At 66.5% G+C, this 19481-nt stretch carries 17 protein-coding genes, 1 tRNA gene and 1 riboswitch; of the genes, 14 read left to right on the top strand and 4 right to left on the bottom strand.

Annotated elements, in window-relative coordinates; genetic code table 11:
* Positions 1-76: 76 nt before the first annotated feature.
* Positions 77-174: riboswitch (glycine riboswitch) on the bottom strand.
* A 115-nt stretch (positions 175-289) separates the two neighbouring features.
* From E4M01_RS12795 to E4M01_RS12740, 13 genes are all read left to right on the top strand, one after another.
* The gene (locus tag E4M01_RS12795; protein ID WP_135064393.1) at positions 290-1327 is read left to right on the top strand and encodes an alpha/beta hydrolase; all 1038 of its coding nucleotides are present in this window, start codon (positions 290-292) and stop codon (positions 1325-1327) included.
* A 138-nt stretch (positions 1328-1465) separates the two neighbouring features.
* Positions 1466-1594, top strand: coding sequence for a hypothetical protein (locus tag E4M01_RS14615; protein WP_256359951.1), 129 nt, complete (start codon positions 1466-1468; stop codon positions 1592-1594).
* Between the two features lie 95 nt (positions 1595-1689).
* Complete coding sequence (locus E4M01_RS12790; protein WP_209316043.1) at positions 1690-3024, top strand: hemolysin family protein; 1335 nt, start codon at positions 1690-1692, stop codon at positions 3022-3024.
* An 87-nt stretch (positions 3025-3111) separates the two neighbouring features.
* Positions 3112-3187, top strand: a tRNA-Trp gene (locus E4M01_RS12785).
* Between the two features lie 70 nt (positions 3188-3257).
* Positions 3258-3554 (top strand): preprotein translocase subunit SecE, encoded by a 297-nt coding sequence (gene secE, locus E4M01_RS12780; RefSeq protein WP_135064390.1) that lies wholly within the window; start codon positions 3258-3260, stop codon positions 3552-3554.
* A 15-nt stretch (positions 3555-3569) separates the two neighbouring features.
* Positions 3570-4148 (top strand): transcription termination/antitermination protein NusG, encoded by a 579-nt coding sequence (gene nusG / locus E4M01_RS12775; protein ID WP_135064387.1) that lies wholly within the window; start codon positions 3570-3572, stop codon positions 4146-4148.
* A gap of 178 nt (positions 4149-4326) precedes the next feature.
* Positions 4327-4758: a 50S ribosomal protein L11 gene (rplK, locus tag E4M01_RS12770; protein ID WP_135064384.1), complete on the top strand. Its 432-nt coding sequence runs from the start codon at positions 4327-4329 to the stop codon at positions 4756-4758.
* 4 nt (positions 4759-4762) lie between these two features.
* Positions 4763-5452: a 50S ribosomal protein L1 gene (rplA, locus tag E4M01_RS12765; protein WP_135064381.1), complete on the top strand. Its 690-nt coding sequence runs from the start codon at positions 4763-4765 to the stop codon at positions 5450-5452.
* A 142-nt stretch (positions 5453-5594) separates the two neighbouring features.
* On the top strand, positions 5595-6140 hold the full coding sequence (locus E4M01_RS12760; RefSeq protein WP_167765402.1) for an NADPH-dependent FMN reductase: 546 nt from the start codon (positions 5595-5597) through the stop codon (positions 6138-6140).
* A gap of 62 nt (positions 6141-6202) precedes the next feature.
* Positions 6203-7276 (top strand): AI-2E family transporter, encoded by a 1074-nt coding sequence (locus tag E4M01_RS12755; protein ID WP_135064375.1) that lies wholly within the window; start codon positions 6203-6205, stop codon positions 7274-7276.
* 378 nt (positions 7277-7654) lie between these two features.
* Positions 7655-8170, top strand: a complete 516-nt coding sequence (gene rplJ / locus E4M01_RS12750) for a 50S ribosomal protein L10 (RefSeq protein WP_135064373.1) — start codon at positions 7655-7657, stop codon at positions 8168-8170.
* A gap of 59 nt (positions 8171-8229) precedes the next feature.
* Positions 8230-8613, top strand: coding sequence for a 50S ribosomal protein L7/L12 (rplL, locus tag E4M01_RS12745; protein WP_135064370.1), 384 nt, complete (start codon positions 8230-8232; stop codon positions 8611-8613).
* Positions 8614-8754: 141 nt separating this feature from the next.
* Positions 8755-9438 carry a type 1 glutamine amidotransferase domain-containing protein gene (locus E4M01_RS12740; RefSeq protein ID WP_245158270.1) on the top strand — a complete coding sequence of 228 codons (684 nt, stop codon included), beginning with the start codon at positions 8755-8757 and terminating at the stop codon, positions 9436-9438.
* On the opposite strand, the gene E4M01_RS12735 is transcribed toward E4M01_RS12740, so the two are convergent.
* The 4 genes from E4M01_RS12735 to E4M01_RS12720 form a co-directional block, all read right to left on the bottom strand.
* Positions 9421-10320, bottom strand: coding sequence for a PHB depolymerase family esterase (locus E4M01_RS12735; protein WP_135064364.1), 900 nt, complete (start codon positions 10318-10320; stop codon positions 9421-9423). The genes E4M01_RS12740 and E4M01_RS12735 overlap by 18 nt on opposite strands.
* A 12-nt stretch (positions 10321-10332) precedes the next feature.
* Positions 10333-12315, bottom strand: a complete 1983-nt coding sequence (locus E4M01_RS12730; protein ID WP_135280330.1) for a M61 family metallopeptidase — start codon at positions 12313-12315, stop codon at positions 10333-10335.
* Between the two features lie 86 nt (positions 12316-12401).
* Positions 12402-14345, bottom strand: coding sequence for a M61 family metallopeptidase (locus tag E4M01_RS12725; protein ID WP_135064274.1), 1944 nt, complete (start codon positions 14343-14345; stop codon positions 12402-12404).
* Between the two features lie 90 nt (positions 14346-14435).
* On the bottom strand, positions 14436-14975 hold the full coding sequence (locus tag E4M01_RS12720; RefSeq protein WP_135064271.1) for an FKBP-type peptidyl-prolyl cis-trans isomerase: 540 nt from the start codon (positions 14973-14975) through the stop codon (positions 14436-14438).
* A gap of 333 nt (positions 14976-15308) precedes the next feature.
* Here E4M01_RS12720 and rpoB point away from each other — a divergent pair, with 333 nt between their 5' ends.
* Positions 15309-19424, top strand: a complete 4116-nt coding sequence (gene rpoB, locus E4M01_RS12715) for a DNA-directed RNA polymerase subunit beta (protein ID WP_135064268.1) — start codon at positions 15309-15311, stop codon at positions 19422-19424.
* Positions 19425-19481: the final 57 nt, after the last annotated feature.

The raw sequence follows: 19481 nt of genomic DNA, 5'->3' as shown, positions 1-19481 counted from the left end.
GAGATTCCGGTGTCGCCACCTTGCTCCGTCGGCGCGCCCTCAGACCGCAAGATCCTGGGCGACTTTCCAGCGTCCGTGCGCCGTCGCGGTCCGTTTGCCTGAGCGTTTCCGGGGCGGTTGCGCCTTCGGCGTCGGGGGCCAGTTTCCTGGTCCGATCTCTCCCGCGAGAGCGCCGGACCCTGTGCCGCAATCCGGCGCGAAGTCAAGCGCGGCGGAACCGGGCAAACGCGGTCGCGGTTGATGATCGCAAGGCTGTCTCACACCCCCGCAAAGCCCCTCAGGAAAACGAATGTCCATCCTCGACAAGATTCTCGGCAACGACGAACCCCGCGACACCCCCGCAAAGCCCGATCACAATATGCAGAAGGTGCTCGACGAGCTGGCGGCGCTGGGCCCCAAGCCAATTGAGACGCTAAGCCCCGAAGAGGCCCGTCGCCAGCCGACGCCGACCGACGCGGTCAAGTCACTGCTGCGCAAGGACGGCAAGAACCCCGACGACGACCTGGGCGTCGCCACCCGCGACTTCACCATCCCCGGCCCGGCCGGCGCGATCCAAGCCCGGCTTTACGGCCCCGAGACTGACAAGGACACCGACAAGCTGCTGCCGGTGGTCGTCTATTTCCACGGCGGCGGCTTCGTCTTCGCCGATCTGGATGTCTATGACGGCGGCCCGCGCGGCACCTCCAAGATGGCCGACTGCATCTTCGTGTCATGCCACTATCGCCAGGCCCCGGAGAACAAGTTCCCCGCCGCCCACGAGGACGCCGTCGCCGCCTACAAGTGGGTGAGCGAAAACGCCCAGAGCTTCGGCGGCGATCCGCAGAAGATCGCGGTCATGGGCGAATCCGCCGGCGGCAATCTGGCGATCAACGTTTCCATGGCGGCGCGCGACCAGGGCCTGCCGCTTCCGGTCCATCAGGTGCTCGTCTATCCGGTGGCTGGCGTGGACATGGACAATGAGTCCTATCGCGAGAACGCCAACGCCAAGCCGCTGAACAAGCCGATGATGGAGTGGTTCGTGAAGCACATCTTCAACGATCAGACCGAAGCCCAGGACCCGCGCATCAATCTGGTCGGCGCGGCCAATCTGGCGGGCCTGCCGTCGACCACGGTGATCCTGGCCGAGATCGACCCGCTGCGCACCGAAGGCGAGCAACTGGCTGAGAAGCTGGAGCAGGCCGGCGTGGACGTGCGCCACAAGACCTTCAACGGCTCGACGCACGAATTCTACGGCATGGCCACGGTCGTCCCTGACGCCATGGCGGCCCAGACCTTCGCCGCTCACGAGCTGAAGCGGGCGTTCGGCACGGCGATCCTGCCGATCTGAGTCGGCAGGCCGAAACGACGGAGAGGCGGGTTTCGGCCCGCCTTTTTCTTTGCGCGATCTCGCCCGACAGGCGAGCGGCATTGAACCTTTCCCGCGATTCCGACTTAGGTGATCCCAGGCATTAAGATTTGGGTAACCATGCTGCGCGCCATTCGCATCGGTCTGTTCATCGGCATTGTCATCGGCATGAGCGCCTGCGCCGCCTTGCCCGAAGGCGGCTCGGAATCGGGCGCTTACGGGTCTGTCGAAGTCGGGCGGACTCGCTGAGGTCTATGAATCTCGTGGCGCGGCGGGGATTCCTCGCCTAGTATCGCCGGGCGGACGCCGAATGATGCGCCGCGTCTTGGGTCCTTCCCACCTCGATGTTGACCATCGCTATCGCCGTCGTGCTGCTGCTTGTGGTGCTGAACGGCCTGTTCGCCATGACCGAGCTTGCGGTCGTGTCCTCACGAAAATCGAGACTGCAGAGCCGCGCTGAGAAGGGCGATCGAGGCGCGCGCAAGGCGCTGAAGCTCTCGGAAGAGCCGACGCAGTTCCTGTCGGCCGTGCAGGTGGGCATCACTCTGATCGGCATTCTGGCCGGCGCCTATGGCCAGGCGACCATCGCCGGCGAGCTGGACAGGATGTTGGAGACCGCCTTTCCGGCGGTCGAGCCGTATTCGCAGTTCTTCGCCACCGCCTTGGTGGTCGTGCTGATCACCTATGTGTCGCTGATCGTCGGCGAACTGGTTCCCAAGCGCCTGGCGCTGATCTTTCCCGAGACCATAGCCTCCAAGATGGCCGGCCCAATCTCGACGCTGGCGGTTCTCCTGAAGCCGTTCGTGCTGCTGCTGACGGCCTCGACCTCGAGCATTCTCAAGCTGATGGGAGTCAAGGACCGCGACGGCTCCGACGTCACCCAGGAGGAAGTCGAGACCATCTTGGCGGAAGGCACTTCGGCGGGGCTGATCGAGCCCGAGGAACAGGAGATGATCGAAGAGATCATGCGCCTGGGCGACCGCCAAATCCGTGTCGCCATGACGCCGCGCCACGAGGTCTTTTGGGTCGCCCTGGACGATTCCGAGGAAATCCTCCGCGGAGAAATCCGCTCCTGCCCCTATTCCCGCATTGTGGTGGCCCGCGATAGCGACGTCGATAATCCGCTGGGCGTGGTCCACAAGAAGGACCTGCTGGACAGCTTGCTGGACAATGGCGAGTTCAACGTCGAGACCCTGGTCCAGACGCCGGCCTTCATCCCGCAGTCGACCTCGGTGCTGAAGGCGCTCGAGATCCTCAAGGGCTCCAAGGTGCACATGGCCTTCGTGGTTGACGAGTACGGCGCCTTCGAGGGCGTGGTGACCGCTACGGACCTCTTGGAGATGATCGCCGGCGACTTCGACGAAGGTCACGACGAGGGCGAGGCCTTGATCCGCGCCCGCGACGATGGAACCTGGATCGTCGACGGCCGCACCGATCTGGACGAGCTGGAAGACGTGCTGGGCGAGGACTTCGGCGAGCACGAAGGCTTCCACACCGTGGCCGGCCTGGTCCTGCACCACCTTTCGCGCGTGCCGGTCGAGGGCGAAATCCTTCAGCTGGGTCGTTTCGAAGTCGAGATCATCGACATGGACGACCGCCGCATCGACAAGCTGCTGTTCAAGACGCTGATCGCCGCCGAGGCCGAAGCGCAGGCGCGCGAAGAAAAAGCAGAGGCCTGAAAGCCCCGCGCCGCTTGAAATGCCTGACAGGGTCGGGCATACGCCCCGGTCTGGCGAACGCGCCCTTTCGGGGGTGCGGTCAGTGCTAGGAGTTTAGCTCAGCTGGTAGAGCACCGGTCTCCAAAACCGGGGGTCGTGGGTTCGAGTCCCTCAACTCCTGCCATTCCCTCTGTCGCCTTCGGGTGGGGCATCCTATCTGAGGGCGAAGGCATCAACCGTTAGAAGAGCATTCGATGGCGAAGGCGAAGACCCCCGGCGGACGCCGCCCGGCGGGGAAACAATCCGGTCCCGCGGCCGGATCGACGGTGACCGTCGATCAGCCTGCCGTCGCCAAGCCGCGCGTGACGCCAGCCCAGTTCGTAGGGCAGGTGCGCGCCGAAGGCCGCAAGATCACCTGGCCGTCGCGCAAAGAGACCTGGATCACCTCGGTGATGGTCTTCATCATGGTGACGATCGCCGCCGCCTTTTTCTGGATCGTGGACATGGGTCTGGGCTTCGCTTCCGAATTCATCCTCGGCCTCGGCCGATAACAGGAGACGCGCGAAATGACTGACGCCGCGCCCGAAAAGCCCGCCGCCAACCCGCGCCACAAGTGGTATATCGTCCAGGCCTATTCGAACTTCGAGAAGAAGGTCGCCGAGCAGCTGCGCGAGCAGGCCCGTCAGCGCGGGCTTCAGGACAACTTCTCCGAAATCCTGGTTCCGACTGAGGAGGTCGTCGAGGTTCGTCGCGGCCGCAAGGTGAATTCCGAGCGCAAATTCTTTCCCGGCTATGTGCTGGTGAAGATGGAGCTGACCGACGACGCCTATCACCTGGTCAAGGACACCCCGAAGGTGACCGGCTTCCTGGGCGCCGCGGGCGGCACCAAGCCGCTGCCGGTCTCGGAACGCGAAGTTCAGAACATCATCGGCGCCGTGGAAGAGGGCGTCGAACGTCCCAAGCCCACGATCCGCTTCGACATCGGCGAAACCGTCAAGGTCATCGACGGCCCGTTCGCCAGCTTCGACGGCCAGGTCGAAAGCGTCGACGAAGACAACGCCCGCCTGCGCGTCGCCGTCTCCATCTTTGGCCGCGCCACCCCGGTCGATCTGGAATACAATCAGGTCGAGAAGGTCTCGGGCTAAAGCTCAGACAATCAGAATTCGCACGGCGGCTCCGACGGAGCCGCCGTTTGCGTTTGGGGCCGCCCTCCGCTATAGGCGCGCCTCCCGTTTCGGCGGGGCAAATCCGTGGGAGGCCGCCATGCCGCACCACGGCTCACCGGTCCGGACACAGCGTCCGGGTCATTCATAGGAGAGACCAATGGCCAAGAAGATTCTCGGCTACATCAAGCTGCAGGTCCCCGCCGGCTCCGCGACCCCGTCGCCGCCGATCGGTCCGGCCCTGGGTCAGCGCGGCGTCAACATCATGGGCTTCTGCAAGGAGTTCAACGCGCGGACCGAGAAGGAAGGCAAGGGCACCCCCCTGCCGACCGTCATCACCGTCTATCAAGACAAGAGCTTCACCTTCGTCACCAAGACGCCGCCGGCGACCTGGTTCCTGAAACAGGCCACCGGCCTGAAGTCGGGCGCCAAGCTGACGGGTCGCGAGACCGCCGGCAAGATCAAGCGCAGCCAGCTGCGTGAGATCGCCGAGAAGAAGATGAAGGATCTCAACGCCAACGACCTCGACGCGGCGACGAAGATCATCGAAGGCTCGGCCCGCGCGATGGGCCTGAACGTGGTGGAGGGCTAAGCACATGGCCAAGCAAGCCAAGCGCATTCAAGCCTGGACCGGCGATCGCGACACGGCCCTGCCGTTCGCCGACGCCATCAAGGCCGTCAAGGACAACGCCAAGGCCAAGTTCGACGAGTCGATCGAGATCGCCGTCAACCTGGGTGTCGATCCGCGTCACGCCGACCAGCAGGTTCGCGGCGTGGTCAACCTGCCGTCGGGCACGGGCCGCGACGTTCGCGTCGCCGTCTTCGCCAAGGACGCCAAGGCCGATGAAGCCCGCGCCGCCGGTGCGGAACACGTCGGCGCCGAAGATCTTTACGAGAAGATCAACGGCGGCTTCATGGACTTCGACCGCGTCATCGCGTCGCCGGACATGATGGCCCTGGTCGGCCGTCTGGGTAAGGTGCTGGGCCCGCGCGGCCTGATGCCGAACCCCAAGGTCGGCACCGTGACCCCGAACGTGGCCCAGGCGGTCAAGGACGCCAAGGGCGGCGCCGTCGAGTTCCGTGTCGAGAAGGCGGGCATCGTGCACGCCGGCATCGGCAAGGCCTCGTTCACGCAGGACGCGCTGGAAGCCAACGTCAAGGCGATCGTCGACGCCCTGAACAAGGCCAAGCCGTCGGGCGCCAAGGGCACCTACGTCAAGAAGATCAGCCTGTCGTCCACCATGGGCCCGGGCTTCAAGATCGACCCGGCTTCGCTGGGCGCTTGACACCTGGCCGCGGTCAGAAGGCTCCGCCTTCCCGATCCGAAGCGGCCTGCGGCCTCAAGTAGCGCGCAAGCGCGGTAGGCCAATGATAGAAGACGGCCCCGGAGAGCGATCTCCGGGGCCGTTTTGCTTTGAGGGAGTGGTGATGGCGGATGTTCTGAAGGTCGCCGTGCTGATCGGCAGCACGCGCGCGGGCTCGATCAACCAGTCACTGGCCGGGGCGCTGGCGGGACTGGCGCGCGGCCGCATCGAGTTTGACCTGCTGCCCATGCGCGCGTTGCCGCTGTACGACGGCGACCTGGAGGTCAGCCCGCCCGACGCCCTGTGGGACTTCAAGGCGCGGATCGAGGCGGCCGACGGCGTGCTGTTCGTCAGCCCCGAACACAACCGGTCGGTCACCGCCTTGATGAAGAACGCCATCGACTGGGCGTCGCGGCCCGCCGGCCGCAACTCCTGGCAGGGCAAACGCGCGGCGGTCTGCGGGGGCTCGCCCGGCACGCGCGGGGCCGACATGTCGCAGATGCATCTTCGCCAGATCGTCGTCGCCCTGGGCGTCGAGACGATGCCTCAGCCTGAAGCCTACCTTCACCTGGGCGAGGGCGCCTTCACTGCAGAGGGCTTCGCTGATCCGGCGACCCAGCGTCGCCAGGCTCGTTTCATCGAGGCCTTCGACGCCTGGCTGCGTCGTTAGATCCAGGTTGAACCGCGGGCCGGCTGGCGCGTTGCAGCCGCTCGAAGGGCCGGAGTCACTTGATGAATTTGTTCGGACGACGGGGCGACATCGCCTCGCCAGGCTGGTCGCCGGCGAAGATCGTGTTCGCGGCCGTGGCTCTGGTCGGCGTTTACTTCGCCTTCCAGCTGGCGATCGCCCTGTCGCAACTGTGGGTGATGATGTTCGCCGCGGTGGTCGTGGCCGTGCTCATCCGATCCGTCGCGGACCCGATCATCAAGCTGACCCGCCTGCCCGCGGTTGTGGCGGTGATCTTGTCCGTCGTGCTGATCATCGGCGGGTTGGCCGCTCTGTTCTACCTGTTCGGATCTCAGATTTCGGCCCAGGTCGCCGACCTGGCCCAGCGCCTGCCGCTGGGCTGGAGCCGCGTCGAAGCCGCCATCGAGGCCCAGCCCTGGGGCCAGCAGCTGATGGGGAGCATGGACCAGCTGAGCGGCTACGCCGAGCGCGCCATAAGCTGGGCTCAAACCTTCGCGATGGGGGTCGCCGCCGCCTTGACCGGCCTGTTGCTCGTTTTCGTAGCGGGCATCTATCTGGCCCTTTCGCCGGACAAGGCGCGCGAGGGTCTGATCGGCCTGTTCCCGATGGATCGTCGTCCGCGCATCCGCGAGGTGCTGAACACCACGGGGCGCGCGCTGAAGGGCTGGCTGCGGGCGCAGCTGATCGCCATGACTCTGGTGGGGCTGCTGTCGGGAATCGGGCTGGCGTTGATCGGCGTGCCGTCACCGGTCGCTCTGGGCGTTCTGACCGGTTTGCTGGACTTCGTGCCCATCGTCGGACCGATCGCGGCGACTATTCCGGCGCTGCTGATGGCGGCCACGGTCGGCTGGGAGCAGGCGGCATTGACGCTGGTGCTCTACATCGTCGTCCAGCAGGTCGAGAGCGTGCTGATCATGCCCCTGGCGCAGAAGAGCGTGGCCAATCTGCCGGTGATCATCACCGTCTTCGCGGTCGTGGCCTTCGGAAGCCTGTTCGGGCCGCTGGGCGTGTTGTTCTCGGCGCCGCTGGCGCTGACCCTCTATGTGCTGGTCACCATGCTGTATCGCCAGGATGTGCTGAAGGACGACGAGGCCGAAGCCCCCGGCGAGCTGGGATAGCGCCAAGCCGGCAGTTCGCGGCGATGAATAAGGCCAGGCGGGCTGGTCGTTCCCGAAGATCCTGCACGCCGTTGATTTCCGCCGAAAGCCGTGTATAGAGCGCGGCTTCCCGTCGTCGGTTCGCCGACGACGGTCCTGTCCGAGAACTTCGGGGTCTGGGGGCCGCCCAGACCGTAACTGTCAGAGAGCCCTCTGACGCCGTGGGGAGATGGGGACGCAAACTGACCGATGTCGGCCCGGCCTCCCGGGATGGACGCCCGTCAGTCGCTTCCTTCGGACAATACGACCGGCCCAAACGTTTCGCAGCGATGCGACGCGCTTTGGCCAATCCGTCGTCGGGAATAAGCCCGGCGGCGTACGCCAAGACTGGAGACCGCAATGGATCGCGCACAGAAGGCCGAATCGATCGAGTCGCTCAAGGGCGTCTTCGCCGATGCCGGCAGCGTGGTCGTGACCCACAACCTGGGTCTGACCGTTGCGGAAATGGAAGACCTGCGTGGTCGTCTTCGTAAAGAAGGCGGCGCGTTCAAGGTGGTCAAGAACCGCCTGGCGCTGAAGGCGCTCGAGGCCGAGGACGGCAGCGAATACCACCCCCTGTTCAAGGGCCCGGTGGGCATCGCCTACGCCGAAAACCCCGGCACCGCCGCCAAGGTCGTCACCGAATTCGCCAAGGGTAATGATCGCTTCAAGATCGTTGGCGGCTTCATGGGCGCGACCGTCGTCGACCAGAAGGGCGTCGAGGTTCTCTCGAAACTGCCCACGCTGGACGAAGTCCGCAGCTCGCTTATCGGCCTGCTCAACGCGCCCGCGACCAAGATCGCCGGCGTGCTGCAAGCACCTGCCGGTCAGCTGGCCCGGGTGTTCAACGCCTACGCCACCAAGGACGCGGCGTAAGCCGCACCTTTCATCTCCGCATTCCTCTCTAAACCTCATCCTCCGAAGGAAAACTGACAATGGCCGACCTCGCCAAGATCGTCGAAGACCTGTCCGCCCTGACCGTTCTGGAAGCTGCCGAACTGTCGAAACTGCTGGAAGAAAAGTGGGGCGTCAGCGCCGCTGCTCCGGTCGCCATGGCCATGCCGGCCGGTGGCGCGGGCGCTCCGGCTGAAGCCGCTGAAGAGCAAACCGAGTTCACCGTCGTCCTGGTTGACGGCGGCGACAAGAAGATCAACGTCATCAAGGAAGTCCGCGGCGTCCGTTCGGACCTGGGCCTGAAGGAAGCCAAGGACCTGGTCGAAGGCGCTCCGCAGAACGTTGTCGAGAACGTCTCCAAGCAGGCCGCCGAAGAGCTGAAGAAGAAGCTCGAAGACGCCGGCGCCAAGGTCCAGATCAAGTAACCTGGCCTTCGGCTGACGCTGAAATCGGGAAGGGCCCGGCGGGAAACCGCCGGGCCCTTTCTTTGTTCGGCCCTCGCGGCGCAGGCGTGCAAGCCCCATGTGTCGTCTTCGACATATGGAGCGAGCCCGATGAAGATTCTGATGGTCCTGACATCCCACGATGGGCTGGGCGACACTGGCAAGAAGACCGGCTTCTGGCTGGAGGAGTTCGCCGCGCCCTACTATGCGCTGAAAGACGCCGGCGCCGAGATCGTGCTGGCCTCGCCCAAGGGCGGCCAGCCGCCCCTGGATCCCAAGAGCGACGCGGACGACGCGCAGACCGAAGACACCCATCGCTTCAAGGCCGACGCCGATGCACAGGCGGCCCTGGCCAATACGGTCAAGCTGTCCGAGATCGACGCCGGCGAGTTTGACGCCGTCTTCTATCCCGGCGGTCATGGCCCGCTGTGGGACCTCGCCGAAGACCCCCAGTCGGTCGCCCTGATCGAAGGTTTCGCCAAGGCGGGCAAGCCCACCGGCTTCGTCTGCCATGCGCCGGGTGTGCTGAAGTCCGTCAAGGCGGCCGATGGTGCGCCGCTGGTCAAGGGCCGCAAGGTGACGGGCTTCACCAACAGCGAGGAAGAGGCGGTCGGCCTGACCGACGTGGTCCCCTTCCTGGTCGAGGACATGCTTGTCCAAAATGGCGGAAAGTATGTGCGCGGCGAGGACTGGTCGTCCTTTGTCGTGACCGACGGGACCCTGGTCACCGGCCAGAACCCCGCCTCGTCACGCGAAGCCGCCGACGCGCTGCTGGCCTTGCTGAAACGGTCAGCGCGAGCGTCTTGAAAAGAACGCCCACATGGCCTCGTTGTCGGCGACCCAGCTGTGGCCGCCGTCGCGGGTGACGTGGGCGACGACATCGGCGTCCTCGCGGCAGGCGGCGTAGCCTTCCTCATAGACCTTGGGCGCGATCCACCGGGTCGGGCGCACGGTCGCGCAGCCGTTGATCTGGGCCCAGCGCTGTTCGGCCGCGTGCATGGTGTAGCTCCAGTACCCCGCGCCGCCGCCCTGGATGGGATTGACGGTGTCGGCGTCGCCGGCGAAGGCCATCACCGGCATGGGCCGCGACGGCGTGCAGGTCGCCGGGTCAGGTCGAGCCGGGTCTTGCTCATCCGGATTGCCGGCGCGCAGCCCCACGACCGGGGCGATGGCGGCGAAGCGGTCCGCGGCGACGCAGCCCAGCCAGGACGCCATGCGTCCGCCGCCCGAAAGGCCGGTCACATAGACACGAGCGGGATCGACGCAGCCCTGGGCCGCCAAGGCGTCGATGGCCGTGGTCAGATAGGCGACGTCGTCGGCGTCGGTGGGGCCGGGAACCTCGCCGGTTATGGTCGGCACGCCGGGGATGTTCCACACGAAGCCCCGCTCGACCGGTATGCCGGCGTCGGGCGCCACGACGATGAAGCCGTGCCGGTCCGCCGTGTCCGCGAGGCGAGAGTCCCGAAGGATCGCCTCGCCCGTGCCGCCGCTGCCGTGCAGGACGAACATCAAGGGCGAGGGGCGGGCGGCGTCCAGCCCGCGCGGCAGATGCACGACCAGCGACCGTCCCGTGTCCGCGACCGGAAAACGGAAGGTGCTGCCTGGCTGACCGGGGCCGCAGGCGGCCAAGGCGGTCGGCCCCCACGCCAGGGTCAGGGCGGCGATGAGGAACGAGAGCAGGCGGGCCATGCTTGACCTCACCTAGCGCCGGCGCGGCGCCAGGATGTCTCCCAGGCGGTCCGGCGTGCCGGGGATGCGCTCCAGGCGCGGATAGCGCAGGCCCTCGTGATAATCGAAGACCACGGTGCGGTAGCGGTCGCCGTTTTTGATCAGCAGGCTGATCGGCCGGTCGGTCCCCTTGGCGGCGGTGACCGCTTCGCGCAACACCTGGGCGGAGGCGGCGCGGTCGTTGACGGCGACCAGGTCCCAGCCCGGCCCGATGTCCGCCTCGAAGGCGCGCCCGCCCCAGCGGATGCCCGACAGCCGGTTCGACGCGCCCGACAGGGTGAAGCCCAGCGAATACTGGAAGTCGTTGGCCCAGCCGGACTGGATCCGCTTCTCAGCGGCCGTGAGATCGTCGGTGTAGGTCAGCCGGTAGCCGCCGCGCTCCAGACCATCCAGAGGCGCGCGGGCGTCGGGGCCGACGGCGTCCAGCCGCTGGCGCAGGAAGGCCGCCCAGTCGTGCGGATGGACCGCGTTCAGGGCCGTCGCCACATCCTCGAACGTATAGCCGCGCGGCGCCCAGGAGCCGTCGTCGCCGCCGAAGAAGCCCTTGGCGAAGTCGTCCAGCGAGCGCCGCCCGCCGGTCTGCTCACGGATCAGGGTGTCGGCGTCCAGCCAGATCAGCAGGGCCTCGCGGTAGTAGTCGCCCGTCCCGCGCATCCACGAGGCGTACGGATTGCTGGTGCGATAGCCGAGCAGATTGTGGTTGTTGGTGTCCTGCAACGCGCGCCATTCGCGGCCGGGCTGGTTGTCATAGAAGGCCGCGACTTCGGCGAAGCTGGTCAGGATGTCGTCTTTCGACGCCAGGCCGGCGCGCGCCGTCAGGACGTCGCCCCAGTACTCGGTTTGACCCTCATAGACCCACATCAGGGTGTTCTGGGTTGGGATGTTGTGGTTGGCGGTCAGTTCGTCGACCGGGCGGCTGCGCTTGCCGTTCCAGGCGTGGACAAACTCGTGCGGCAGCAGGCCGACAGCGCTTAGGCTGCGGCCCCAGTTGGAGAAGAAGTCGGTCGGCACCGTGTTCTCGGACGAGCGATGGTGCTCAAGGCCGATCCCGCCCATTCGCGAGGTCAGGCCCACCAGAAATTCGTAGCGGTCGAAGGGACGGGCGCCGAACAGGCGGTCGGCCTGGGTGACCATGTTCTCGAACCAGCCCAACTGCTCGGCCGTTGGCGTGATGTGGCGGGCTTCGTCGGCCACGATGTGCATGTGGATGTCCGAGCCGCGCGGGTCGATATCGACGCGCCGGTAATGGGCGCCGCCGAACAGCGGGCTGTCGATCAGGGTGTAGAGGTCGGTGGGCGCAAAGGTCGCCAGCCCGTTCTCGAAGCTGACGGTGTCCATCGCCACGCCATAGCTCCAGCCTTCGGGCAGCCGGATCGAGGGCTGGAAGGTGATGCCGGTCGAACGATAGCCGGCGGGATAGAGCAGCGCCTTCTCCCACTGCAGGTTCAGCATCTCGGGCGTCATGACCACGCGCCAGGTCGAGTTGTCGGGCTGGGTCAGCCACTGGAACTCGACCTGGATTTCGGACACGCCCTGCGGAATGTCGAAGTGAAAGGCGTAGGGGTCGATGGTGTCGCGCAGCCATTCGATGCGCTGGCCTCCGCCCGTCGCGGTCACGCCCGACAGCAGCTGGATCGGGCCGGTGGCGGCGTGATTGCCGGGCAGGAACTTCGGATACAGCAGAACCAGCGGCCCGGCGGCGACGGGGATGGTCTGGCGCACGCGCACGATCTTGCGCTCGACATCAGTGGCGTCGACCTCGTAGCGGATCACGCCGGGATAGGTCTCGGCTGTCGGCTCGGGGATCGGCGGCAGGGCGCGGGGCAGGGCCAACGGCGTGTTCTGGGCCGTGGGCGCGGTCGGCGCCTGGGGGCCGCTCCAGTCCTGGGCGAAGGCGGTCGGAGCCGCGGTCAGCATGAGCAGGGCGAGCGGAGCGGCGCGCAGGGCAGACGTCATGAGGCCTCGAGGGTCTGAAAGCAGGATTTGCCCAACCCTAGCGGCTGGCGGGGAAACGCCAAGCCCGCGTTTCCCCTGATCTGCGTCTAGCGCCGGCGCGGCGCGAGGATGTCGCCCAGCCGGTCCGGCGTGCCGGGTATGCGCTCCAGCCGCGGGTAGCGCAGGCCTTCGTGGTAGTCGAAGCGCACGGTGCGGAACTCGCTGCCGTTCTTCATGATCAGCTCGATCGGCTGGGTCGCGCTCTTGGCGGCCGTGATGGCGGCGGCCAGGCCAGCCGGGGTGGCGGCGCGGCCGCCGATGGCGACGATCTCCCAGCCCGGCGTCAGGCCCTGCTCGAAGGCCGGCCCGCCCCAGACGACCGAGGTGATGCGGTTCTGGGCGTTCGTCATCAGGCCCAGCGAATAGATGAAGTCGTGCCGTCCCAGCTCGCCGTACAGCGTCTTCATGTAGTCCGAGGGCGTCTCGGCGAAGACCAGGCGGTAGCCGCCGCGTTCGATGCCGGCCAGCGGACCTTGCGATTGTGGGCCGACCGCGTCCAGGCGGGTCCTCAAGAAGGCGGCCCAGTCGTTGCGCTCGACCGTGTTGAGCACGCCGGTCACGTCATCGAACGTGTAGGGCGCGGGGTCCCAGTTCCCGTCCTCGACGCCGAAGAAGCCCTTGGCGAAGTCATCCAGCGAGCGCCGCCCGCCCGACCGCTCGCGGATCAGGGTGTCGGCGTCCAGCCAAATCAGCGAGCCTTCGCGATAGTAGTCCTCGCTGCGCTGCTGGCTGGGCCAGGGCTGGGGTCGGCGCTGGGCGATGATCGGATCGTTGGTGGTGTCCTGCATGGCGCGCCATTGGCGACCCGGCGGGTTCAGATAGGTCGCCGCCGTCATGGCCAGCACGTCCAGCGCCTGCTGCTTGGACATCAGGCCGGCCCGCGCCGTCAGCACCAGGCCCCAATACTGGGTCTGGCCCTCATAGACCCACAGCAGAGAGTTCTGCAGCGGATCGTTCAGCGTCGGCGTCAGCTGGTCGGCCGGCCGGCGCCACTTGCCATTCCAGCTGTGGACGTATTCGTGGCCCAACAGGTCGCGGTCCACCAGAGTGGCCTCTCGGTCGGTGAAGTATTTGGTGTCGACGCTGTTCTCGGACGAGCGTTGATGCTCCAGGCCTATCCCGCCCAGACGATCCGACACGGCCAGCAGGAAGTCATAGTGGTTGAAGTGCCGAGCGCCGAACAGGCGGTCGGCCTGGCGCACCAGTTCGCGGTGCTGGGCCAGATGCGCGTCGTCGATCTCCAGCATCGCGGCCTCGTCGGCGACGATGTTCAGCCGCACCGGCGACCGGCCGTTCGGATCCAGGTCCACTTGGCGATAGTGACGGCCTGCGAACAGCGGGCTGTCGGCGAAATGCTCGAGCGTGATGGGCGCGAAGGTGGCCACCCCGCCCTGGAAGCCTTCGGTGTCCAGCGCTGTGCCGTAGTTCCAGCCCTCGGGCAGGCGCAGGGTCGGCTTGAAGGTGATCTGGCGGCTGTAATAGCCCGCCGGATACAGCAGCGCCTTCTCCCATTGGATGTTCAACATGTCCGGCGTGACCACGACCCGGCCCTGAGCGGGGTCGAGCGGCGTCAGCCACTGGAAGGCGACGTCGACCTGGCTGACGCCGGCGGGGACGGTGATCTGGAAGGCCCAGGGCTGCAGGGTGTTGCGCACCCACTCCAGCCGCTGGCCGCTGGCCGTGAAGGTCAGGCCGCCGATGTCATCGACCGGCCCGACGGGGCCGTGATTGCCGGGGATCCACTGCGGGTACAGCAGAACCAGCGGGCCAGGGCCGGCGACGGGAATGGTCTGGCGCACCGAGACGATGCGGCGGCCGACGTCGGTCGCGTCCACGTCGATGCCGATGACGCCGGGGTAGGGCGCGTCGCGTGGCGCGGGGATCGGGGCCAGGCCGACCGGCAGGGCCGGCGCGGCGACCTGGGCGAGGACGGGCGCGCCGAGCGGCAGCAGAAGGGCGGCGGCGCAGGCGGCCAGGGCGAGACGCTTCATCGACTGGGGCTTTCCGCAGAACGCGCCGCGTCGGCGCGGCGGCCGCAGATCACAGCGCCTGACGCCCTGCGTCAACCCGCCGCAGCGTCGTCAAGGCTCGGGATTCACATCCAGCAGCTCGACGGTGAAGCGCAGGGTCGAGCCGGGGGGGATCAGGTCTCCGCCGACCCAGCGCTGGCCGTAGGCGAGGTCGGCCGGGATGACGAACTCGAAGGTCTCGCCTTCGCGCATTAGGGCCACGCCCTCGGTCCAGCCCTTGATCACGCGGTTCAGCGGGAAGCTGGTCGGCTCATTGCGCGAATAGGAGCTGTCGAACTCGCGCCCGTCGATGAAGCTGCCGCGATAGTGGACGCGGACGGTGTCGGTTTCGGCGGGCTGGGGGGCGTTGGGCTGGGCGCGGCCCACGCGGCGATATTGCAGCCCGCTTTCGGTGGTGGTCCAGCCGCGGCGCGCGCCGTTCCACTCCAGATAGGCGCGGTTGCCGGCCTCCCAGCCCTCCTGGGTGCCGGGCGTGGCGACTGCGGCTGCGGCCCGCTCGGCGGCGATCACCGTCTCCGAATAGGTCACCGGGGTGTGGCCGCAGGCGACCAGTGGGAGGATAAGGGCGAGGGGAGCGAAACGACGGATCATGCCGTCACGCTTATCATGCCGCCGGCCACTGTCACGCTCGATTTGAGCCGCGACAATCGCTGCGGCGGGGCCTTTATTTCGCCGGAGATCGGCGTATATATGCGCCTCCCGCAGATTCCATGGAATTCGCGCGCAAGCGCCGAGGCTCGGTTTGTCGCCCTCCGACCGAGCGAAGGCGCTGGCTCCTTTCCCAGGAGCTTCAATGATTTCAGGCGTCCTGATCCGGATCGGATCGAGGGTGGACGCCGAAACCGATGGTCACGGACTTGCCGGTCGGCAGGCCCGTGGCTGCTGCATTTGAAGGCGGCCCGCGCCGCCGATTGGGAAAACAGAATGGCCAAGTCCAACGACGGTCTCGCCCTGGGTAAGATCGCCTCCGCCACCTCGTTCACCGGCAAGAAGCGCATCCGCTATTCGTTCGGCCGCATCCCCGAGGCGGTGCAGATGCCGAACCTGATCGAGGTTCAGCGCGCGTCCTACGAGCAGTTCCTGCAGCGCGACGGCCGTCCGGGCCTGCGCACGGACGAGGGCATCGAGGCCGTCTTCAAGTCGGTGTTCCCGATCAAGGACTTCAACGAGCGCGCCGTCCTGGAGTACGTCTCCTACGAGTTCGAGGAGCCCAAGTACGACGTCGAAGAGTGCATCCAGCGCGACATGACCTATGCCGCGCCGCTGAAGGTCAAGCTGCGTCTGATCGTGTTCGAGACCGAGGAAGAAACGGGCGCCCGTTCGGTCAAGGACATCAAGGAGCAGGACGTCTACATGGGCGACATCCCGCTCATGACGGACAAGGGCACCTTCATCGTCAACGGCACCGAGCGCGTGATCGTCTCGCAGATGCACCGCTCGCCGGGCGTCTTCTTCGACCACGACAAGGGCAAGACCCACGCCTCGGGCAAGCTGCTGTTCGCCGCCCGCGTGATCCCGTACCGCGGCTCGTGGCTGGACTTCGAATTCGACGCCAAGGACATCGTCTACGTCCGCATCGACCGCCGCCGGAAGCTGCCGGCCACCGCCTTCCTGTCGGCCCTGGGCATGGACGGCGAGGAAATCCTCAAGACCTTCTATGAGACCGTCCCCTACGAGAAGCGCGGCGACGGCTGGGTCACGCCCTACAAGCCCGAGCGCTGGCGCGGGGTTAAGCCCGAGTTCGATCTGGTGGACGCCGACACCGGCGAAGTCGTCGCTCCGGCCGGGACCAAGATCAGCGCCCGTCAGGCCAAGAAGCTGGCCGACGGCGGCCTGAAGTCGCTGTCGCTCGCGGCCGACGCCCTGCTGACCAAGTATCTGGCCGCAGACGCGGTCAACATGCAGACCGGCGAAATCTTCGCCGAGGCCGGCGATGAGCTGGACCAGGCCACGATCGAGCTGCTGGAAGAGAACGGTTTCACCACTATCGACGTGCTGGACATCGACCACGTCACGGTCGGCGCCTACATGCGCAACACCCTGCGCATCGACAAGGCGACGAACCGCGAGGACGCGCTGTTCGACATCTACCGCGTCATGCGTCCGGGCGAGCCGCCGACCCCGGAAGCCGCCGAAGCCATGTTCAACTCGCTGTTCTTCGACAGCGAGCGCTACGACCTGTCGGCCGTCGGCCGGGTCAAGATGAACATGCGTCTGGAGACCCCGGAGGTCTCCGACGAGATCCGCGTCCTGCGCAAGGAGGATGTGCTCAAGGTTCTTCAGATCCTGGTCGGCCTGAAGGACGGCCGCGGCGAGATCGACGACATCGACAACCTGGGCAACCGCCGCGTCCGCTCGGTGGGCGAACTGCTGGAGAACCAGTATCGCGTCGGCCTGCTGCGCATGGAGCGCGCCATCAAGGAGCGCATGAGCTCGGTCGATATCGACACGGTCATGCCCCACGACCTGATCAACGCCAAGCCGGCCGCCGCGGCCGTGCGCGAGTTCTTCGGTTCGTCGCAGTTGTCGCAGTTCATGGACCAGACAAACCCGCTGTCGGAAATCACCCACAAGCGTCGCCTCTCGGCGCTTGGCCCGGGCGGTCTGACGCGCGAGCGCGCAGGCTTCGAAGTGCGCGACGTGCACCCGACGCACTACGGCCGCATCTGCCCGATCGAAACGCCGGAAGGCCCGAACATCGGTCTGATCAACTCGCTGGCCACCCACGCGCGCGTGAACAAGTACGGCTTCATCGAGAGCCCCTACCGTCGCGTGAAGGACGGTCAGGCCCAGGACGAGGTGGTCTACATCTCGGCCATGGAGGAGGCGAAGTACACGATCGCCCAAGCCAACATCGAACTGAACGCCGGCCAGATCGTCGAGGACCTGGTTCCCGGCCGGATCAACGGCGAGTCCCAGCTCCTGAACAAGGACGCCGTGGACATGATGGACGTGTCGCCGAAACAGGTCGTTTCGGTCGCCGCCGCCCTGATCCCGTTCCTGGAGAACGATGACGCCAACCGCGCGCTGATGGGCGCCAACATGCAGCGTCAGGCCGTGCCGCTGGTGCAAGCCGACGCGCCGCTGGTCGGCACCGGCATGGAGGCGGTCGTGGCCGTCGACTCCGGCGCCGTGGTGGTGGCCCGTCGTGAAGGCGTGGTCGAGCAGATCGACGGCACCCGCATCGTCGTTCGCGCCACCGGCGACCTGGACGCCGGCCGCTCGGGCGTCGACATCTACCGCCTGTCCAAGTTCCAGCGCTCCAACCAGTCGACCTGCATCAACCAGCGCCCGATCGTGCGCGTGGGCGATCAGGTGAAGGCCGGCGACGTCATCGCCGACGGCCCGTCGACCGACCTGGGCGAACTGGCCCTGGGCCGCAACGCCCTCGTCGCCTTCATGCCCTGGAACGGCTACAACTTCGAAGACTCGATCCTGATCTCCGAGCGCATCGTGCGCGACGACGTCTTCACCTCGATCCACATCGAGGAGTTCGAAGTCATGGCCCGCGACACCAAGCTGGGGCCGGAAGAGATCACCCGCGACATTCCCAACGTCGGCGAGGAAGCCCTGCGCAACCTCGACGAGGCGGGGATCGTGGCGATCGGCGCCGAAGTTCAGCCGGGCGACATCCTGTGCGGCAAGGTCACGCCCAAGGGCGAAAGCCCGATGACGCCGGAAGAGAAGCTGCTGCGCGCCATCTTCGGCGAAAAGGCTTCGGACGTGCGCGACACCTCGCTGCGCCTGCCGCCCGGCGTCGCCGGCACCATCGTCGACGTGCGCGTGTTCAACCGTCACGGCGTCGACAAGGACGAGCGCGCCGTCGCCATCGAGCGGTCGGAGATCGAGCGTCTGGGCAAGGACCGCGACGACGAGCTCAAGATTCTCGAGCGCAATGTCTACAGCCGTCTGAAGCCGCTGGTTCTGGGCAAGACCGCCGTCTCGGGTCCGAAGGGTCTGGGCCGCGGCGAAGTCACCGAAGAGAAGCTGGGCGAGCTGTCGCGCGGCCTGTGGTGGCAGATCGCGCTCGACGATGAAAAGGCCATGGGCGAGCTCGAAGCCATGAAGAAGCAGTTCGAGGACGCCCGCAAGGCGCTCGACCGTCGCTTCGAGGACAAGGTCGAGAAGCTGCAACGCGGCGACGAACTGCCTCCGGGCGTGATGAAGATGGTCAAGGTCTTCGTGGCCGTGAAGCGCAAGCTTCAGCCGGGCGACAAAATGGCCGGCCGTCACGGCAACAAGGGCGTGATCTCCAAGATCCTGCCGATCGAGGACATGCCTCACCTCGAGGACGGCACCTCGGTCGACGTGGTCCTGAATCCGCTGGGCGTGCCGTCGCGCATGAACATCGGTCAGATCTTCGAAACCCACCTGGGTTGGGCTTCGGCTGGTCTGGGCAAGCAGATCCAGAACCTGATGGAAGCCTGGCAGCACGGTGGGCAGAAGCAGGCCTTGGTCGAGCGGCTGACCGAAATCTACGGCGCGGACACCCCGCTGCCCGACGATGAGGACGACCTGGTCGAACTGGCCCGAAACCTGTCCAAGGGCGTTCCGTTCGCCACCCCGGTGTTCGACGGCGCGCACATCTCGGACATCGAGGACCTGCTGGCCTCGGCCGGACTCGACCGTTCGGGTCAGTCGATCCTGTTCGACGGCCAGACCGGCGAGCAGTTCAAGCGTCCGGTCACCGTCGGCTACATCTACATGCTGAAGCTGCACCACCTGGTGGACGATAAGATCCACGCTCGCTCCATCGGCCCCTACTCGCTGGTCACCCAGCAGCCGCTGGGCGGCAAGGCGCAGTTCGGCGGACAGCGCTTCGGTGAGATGGAGGTGTGGGCGCTCGAAGCCTACGGCGCGGCCTACACCCTGCAGGAGATGCTGACGGTGAAGTCCGACGACGTGGCGGGCCGCACCAAGGTCTACGAAGCGATCGTCCGCGGCGACGACAGCTTCGAGGCGGGCATTCCCGAGAGCTTCAACGTGCTCGTCAAGGAAATGCGCTCGCTGGGCCTGAACGTGGAGCTGGAGAACAGCTGAGTTGGATCAAGGCCCTCTCCGCGAAGGCGGGGAGGGCGGTCCGCCTGTTCGCCCCTC

The organism is Brevundimonas sp. MF30-B (assembly GCF_004683885.1).
In the GTDB taxonomy this organism is placed as follows: domain Bacteria; phylum Pseudomonadota; class Alphaproteobacteria; order Caulobacterales; family Caulobacteraceae; genus Brevundimonas.
This window is presented reverse-complemented; position numbering and strand designations above follow the sequence as displayed.

Excerpts from the sequence above, each read along its gene's own strand:
- E4M01_RS12795 (WP_135064393.1), top strand. The coding sequence starts at position 290 with ATGTCCATCCTCGACAAGATTCTCGGCAACGACGAACCCCGCGACACC.
- E4M01_RS14615 (WP_256359951.1), top strand. The coding sequence starts at position 1,466 with ATGCTGCGCGCCATTCGCATCGGTCTGTTCATCGGCATTGTCATCGGC.
- E4M01_RS12790 (WP_209316043.1), top strand. The coding sequence starts at position 1,690 with ATGTTGACCATCGCTATCGCCGTCGTGCTGCTGCTTGTGGTGCTGAAC.
- secE (WP_135064390.1), top strand. The coding sequence starts at position 3,258 with ATGGCGAAGGCGAAGACCCCCGGCGGACGCCGCCCGGCGGGGAAACAA.
- nusG (WP_135064387.1), top strand. The coding sequence starts at position 3,570 with ATGACTGACGCCGCGCCCGAAAAGCCCGCCGCCAACCCGCGCCACAAG.
- rplK (WP_135064384.1), top strand. The coding sequence starts at position 4,327 with ATGGCCAAGAAGATTCTCGGCTACATCAAGCTGCAGGTCCCCGCCGGC.
- rplA (WP_135064381.1), top strand. The coding sequence starts at position 4,763 with ATGGCCAAGCAAGCCAAGCGCATTCAAGCCTGGACCGGCGATCGCGAC.
- E4M01_RS12760 (WP_167765402.1), top strand. The coding sequence starts at position 5,595 with ATGGCGGATGTTCTGAAGGTCGCCGTGCTGATCGGCAGCACGCGCGCG.
- E4M01_RS12755 (WP_135064375.1), top strand. The coding sequence starts at position 6,203 with ATGAATTTGTTCGGACGACGGGGCGACATCGCCTCGCCAGGCTGGTCG.
- rplJ (WP_135064373.1), top strand. The coding sequence starts at position 7,655 with ATGGATCGCGCACAGAAGGCCGAATCGATCGAGTCGCTCAAGGGCGTC.
- rplL (WP_135064370.1), top strand. The coding sequence starts at position 8,230 with ATGGCCGACCTCGCCAAGATCGTCGAAGACCTGTCCGCCCTGACCGTT.
- E4M01_RS12740 (WP_245158270.1), top strand. The coding sequence starts at position 8,755 with ATGGTCCTGACATCCCACGATGGGCTGGGCGACACTGGCAAGAAGACC.
- E4M01_RS12735 (WP_135064364.1), bottom strand. The coding sequence starts at position 10,320 with ATGGCCCGCCTGCTCTCGTTCCTCATCGCCGCCCTGACCCTGGCGTGG.
- E4M01_RS12730 (WP_135280330.1), bottom strand. The coding sequence starts at position 12,315 with ATGACGTCTGCCCTGCGCGCCGCTCCGCTCGCCCTGCTCATGCTGACC.
- E4M01_RS12725 (WP_135064274.1), bottom strand. The coding sequence starts at position 14,345 with ATGAAGCGTCTCGCCCTGGCCGCCTGCGCCGCCGCCCTTCTGCTGCCG.
- E4M01_RS12720 (WP_135064271.1), bottom strand. The coding sequence starts at position 14,975 with ATGATCCGTCGTTTCGCTCCCCTCGCCCTTATCCTCCCACTGGTCGCC.
- rpoB (WP_135064268.1), top strand. The coding sequence starts at position 15,309 with ATGGCCAAGTCCAACGACGGTCTCGCCCTGGGTAAGATCGCCTCCGCC.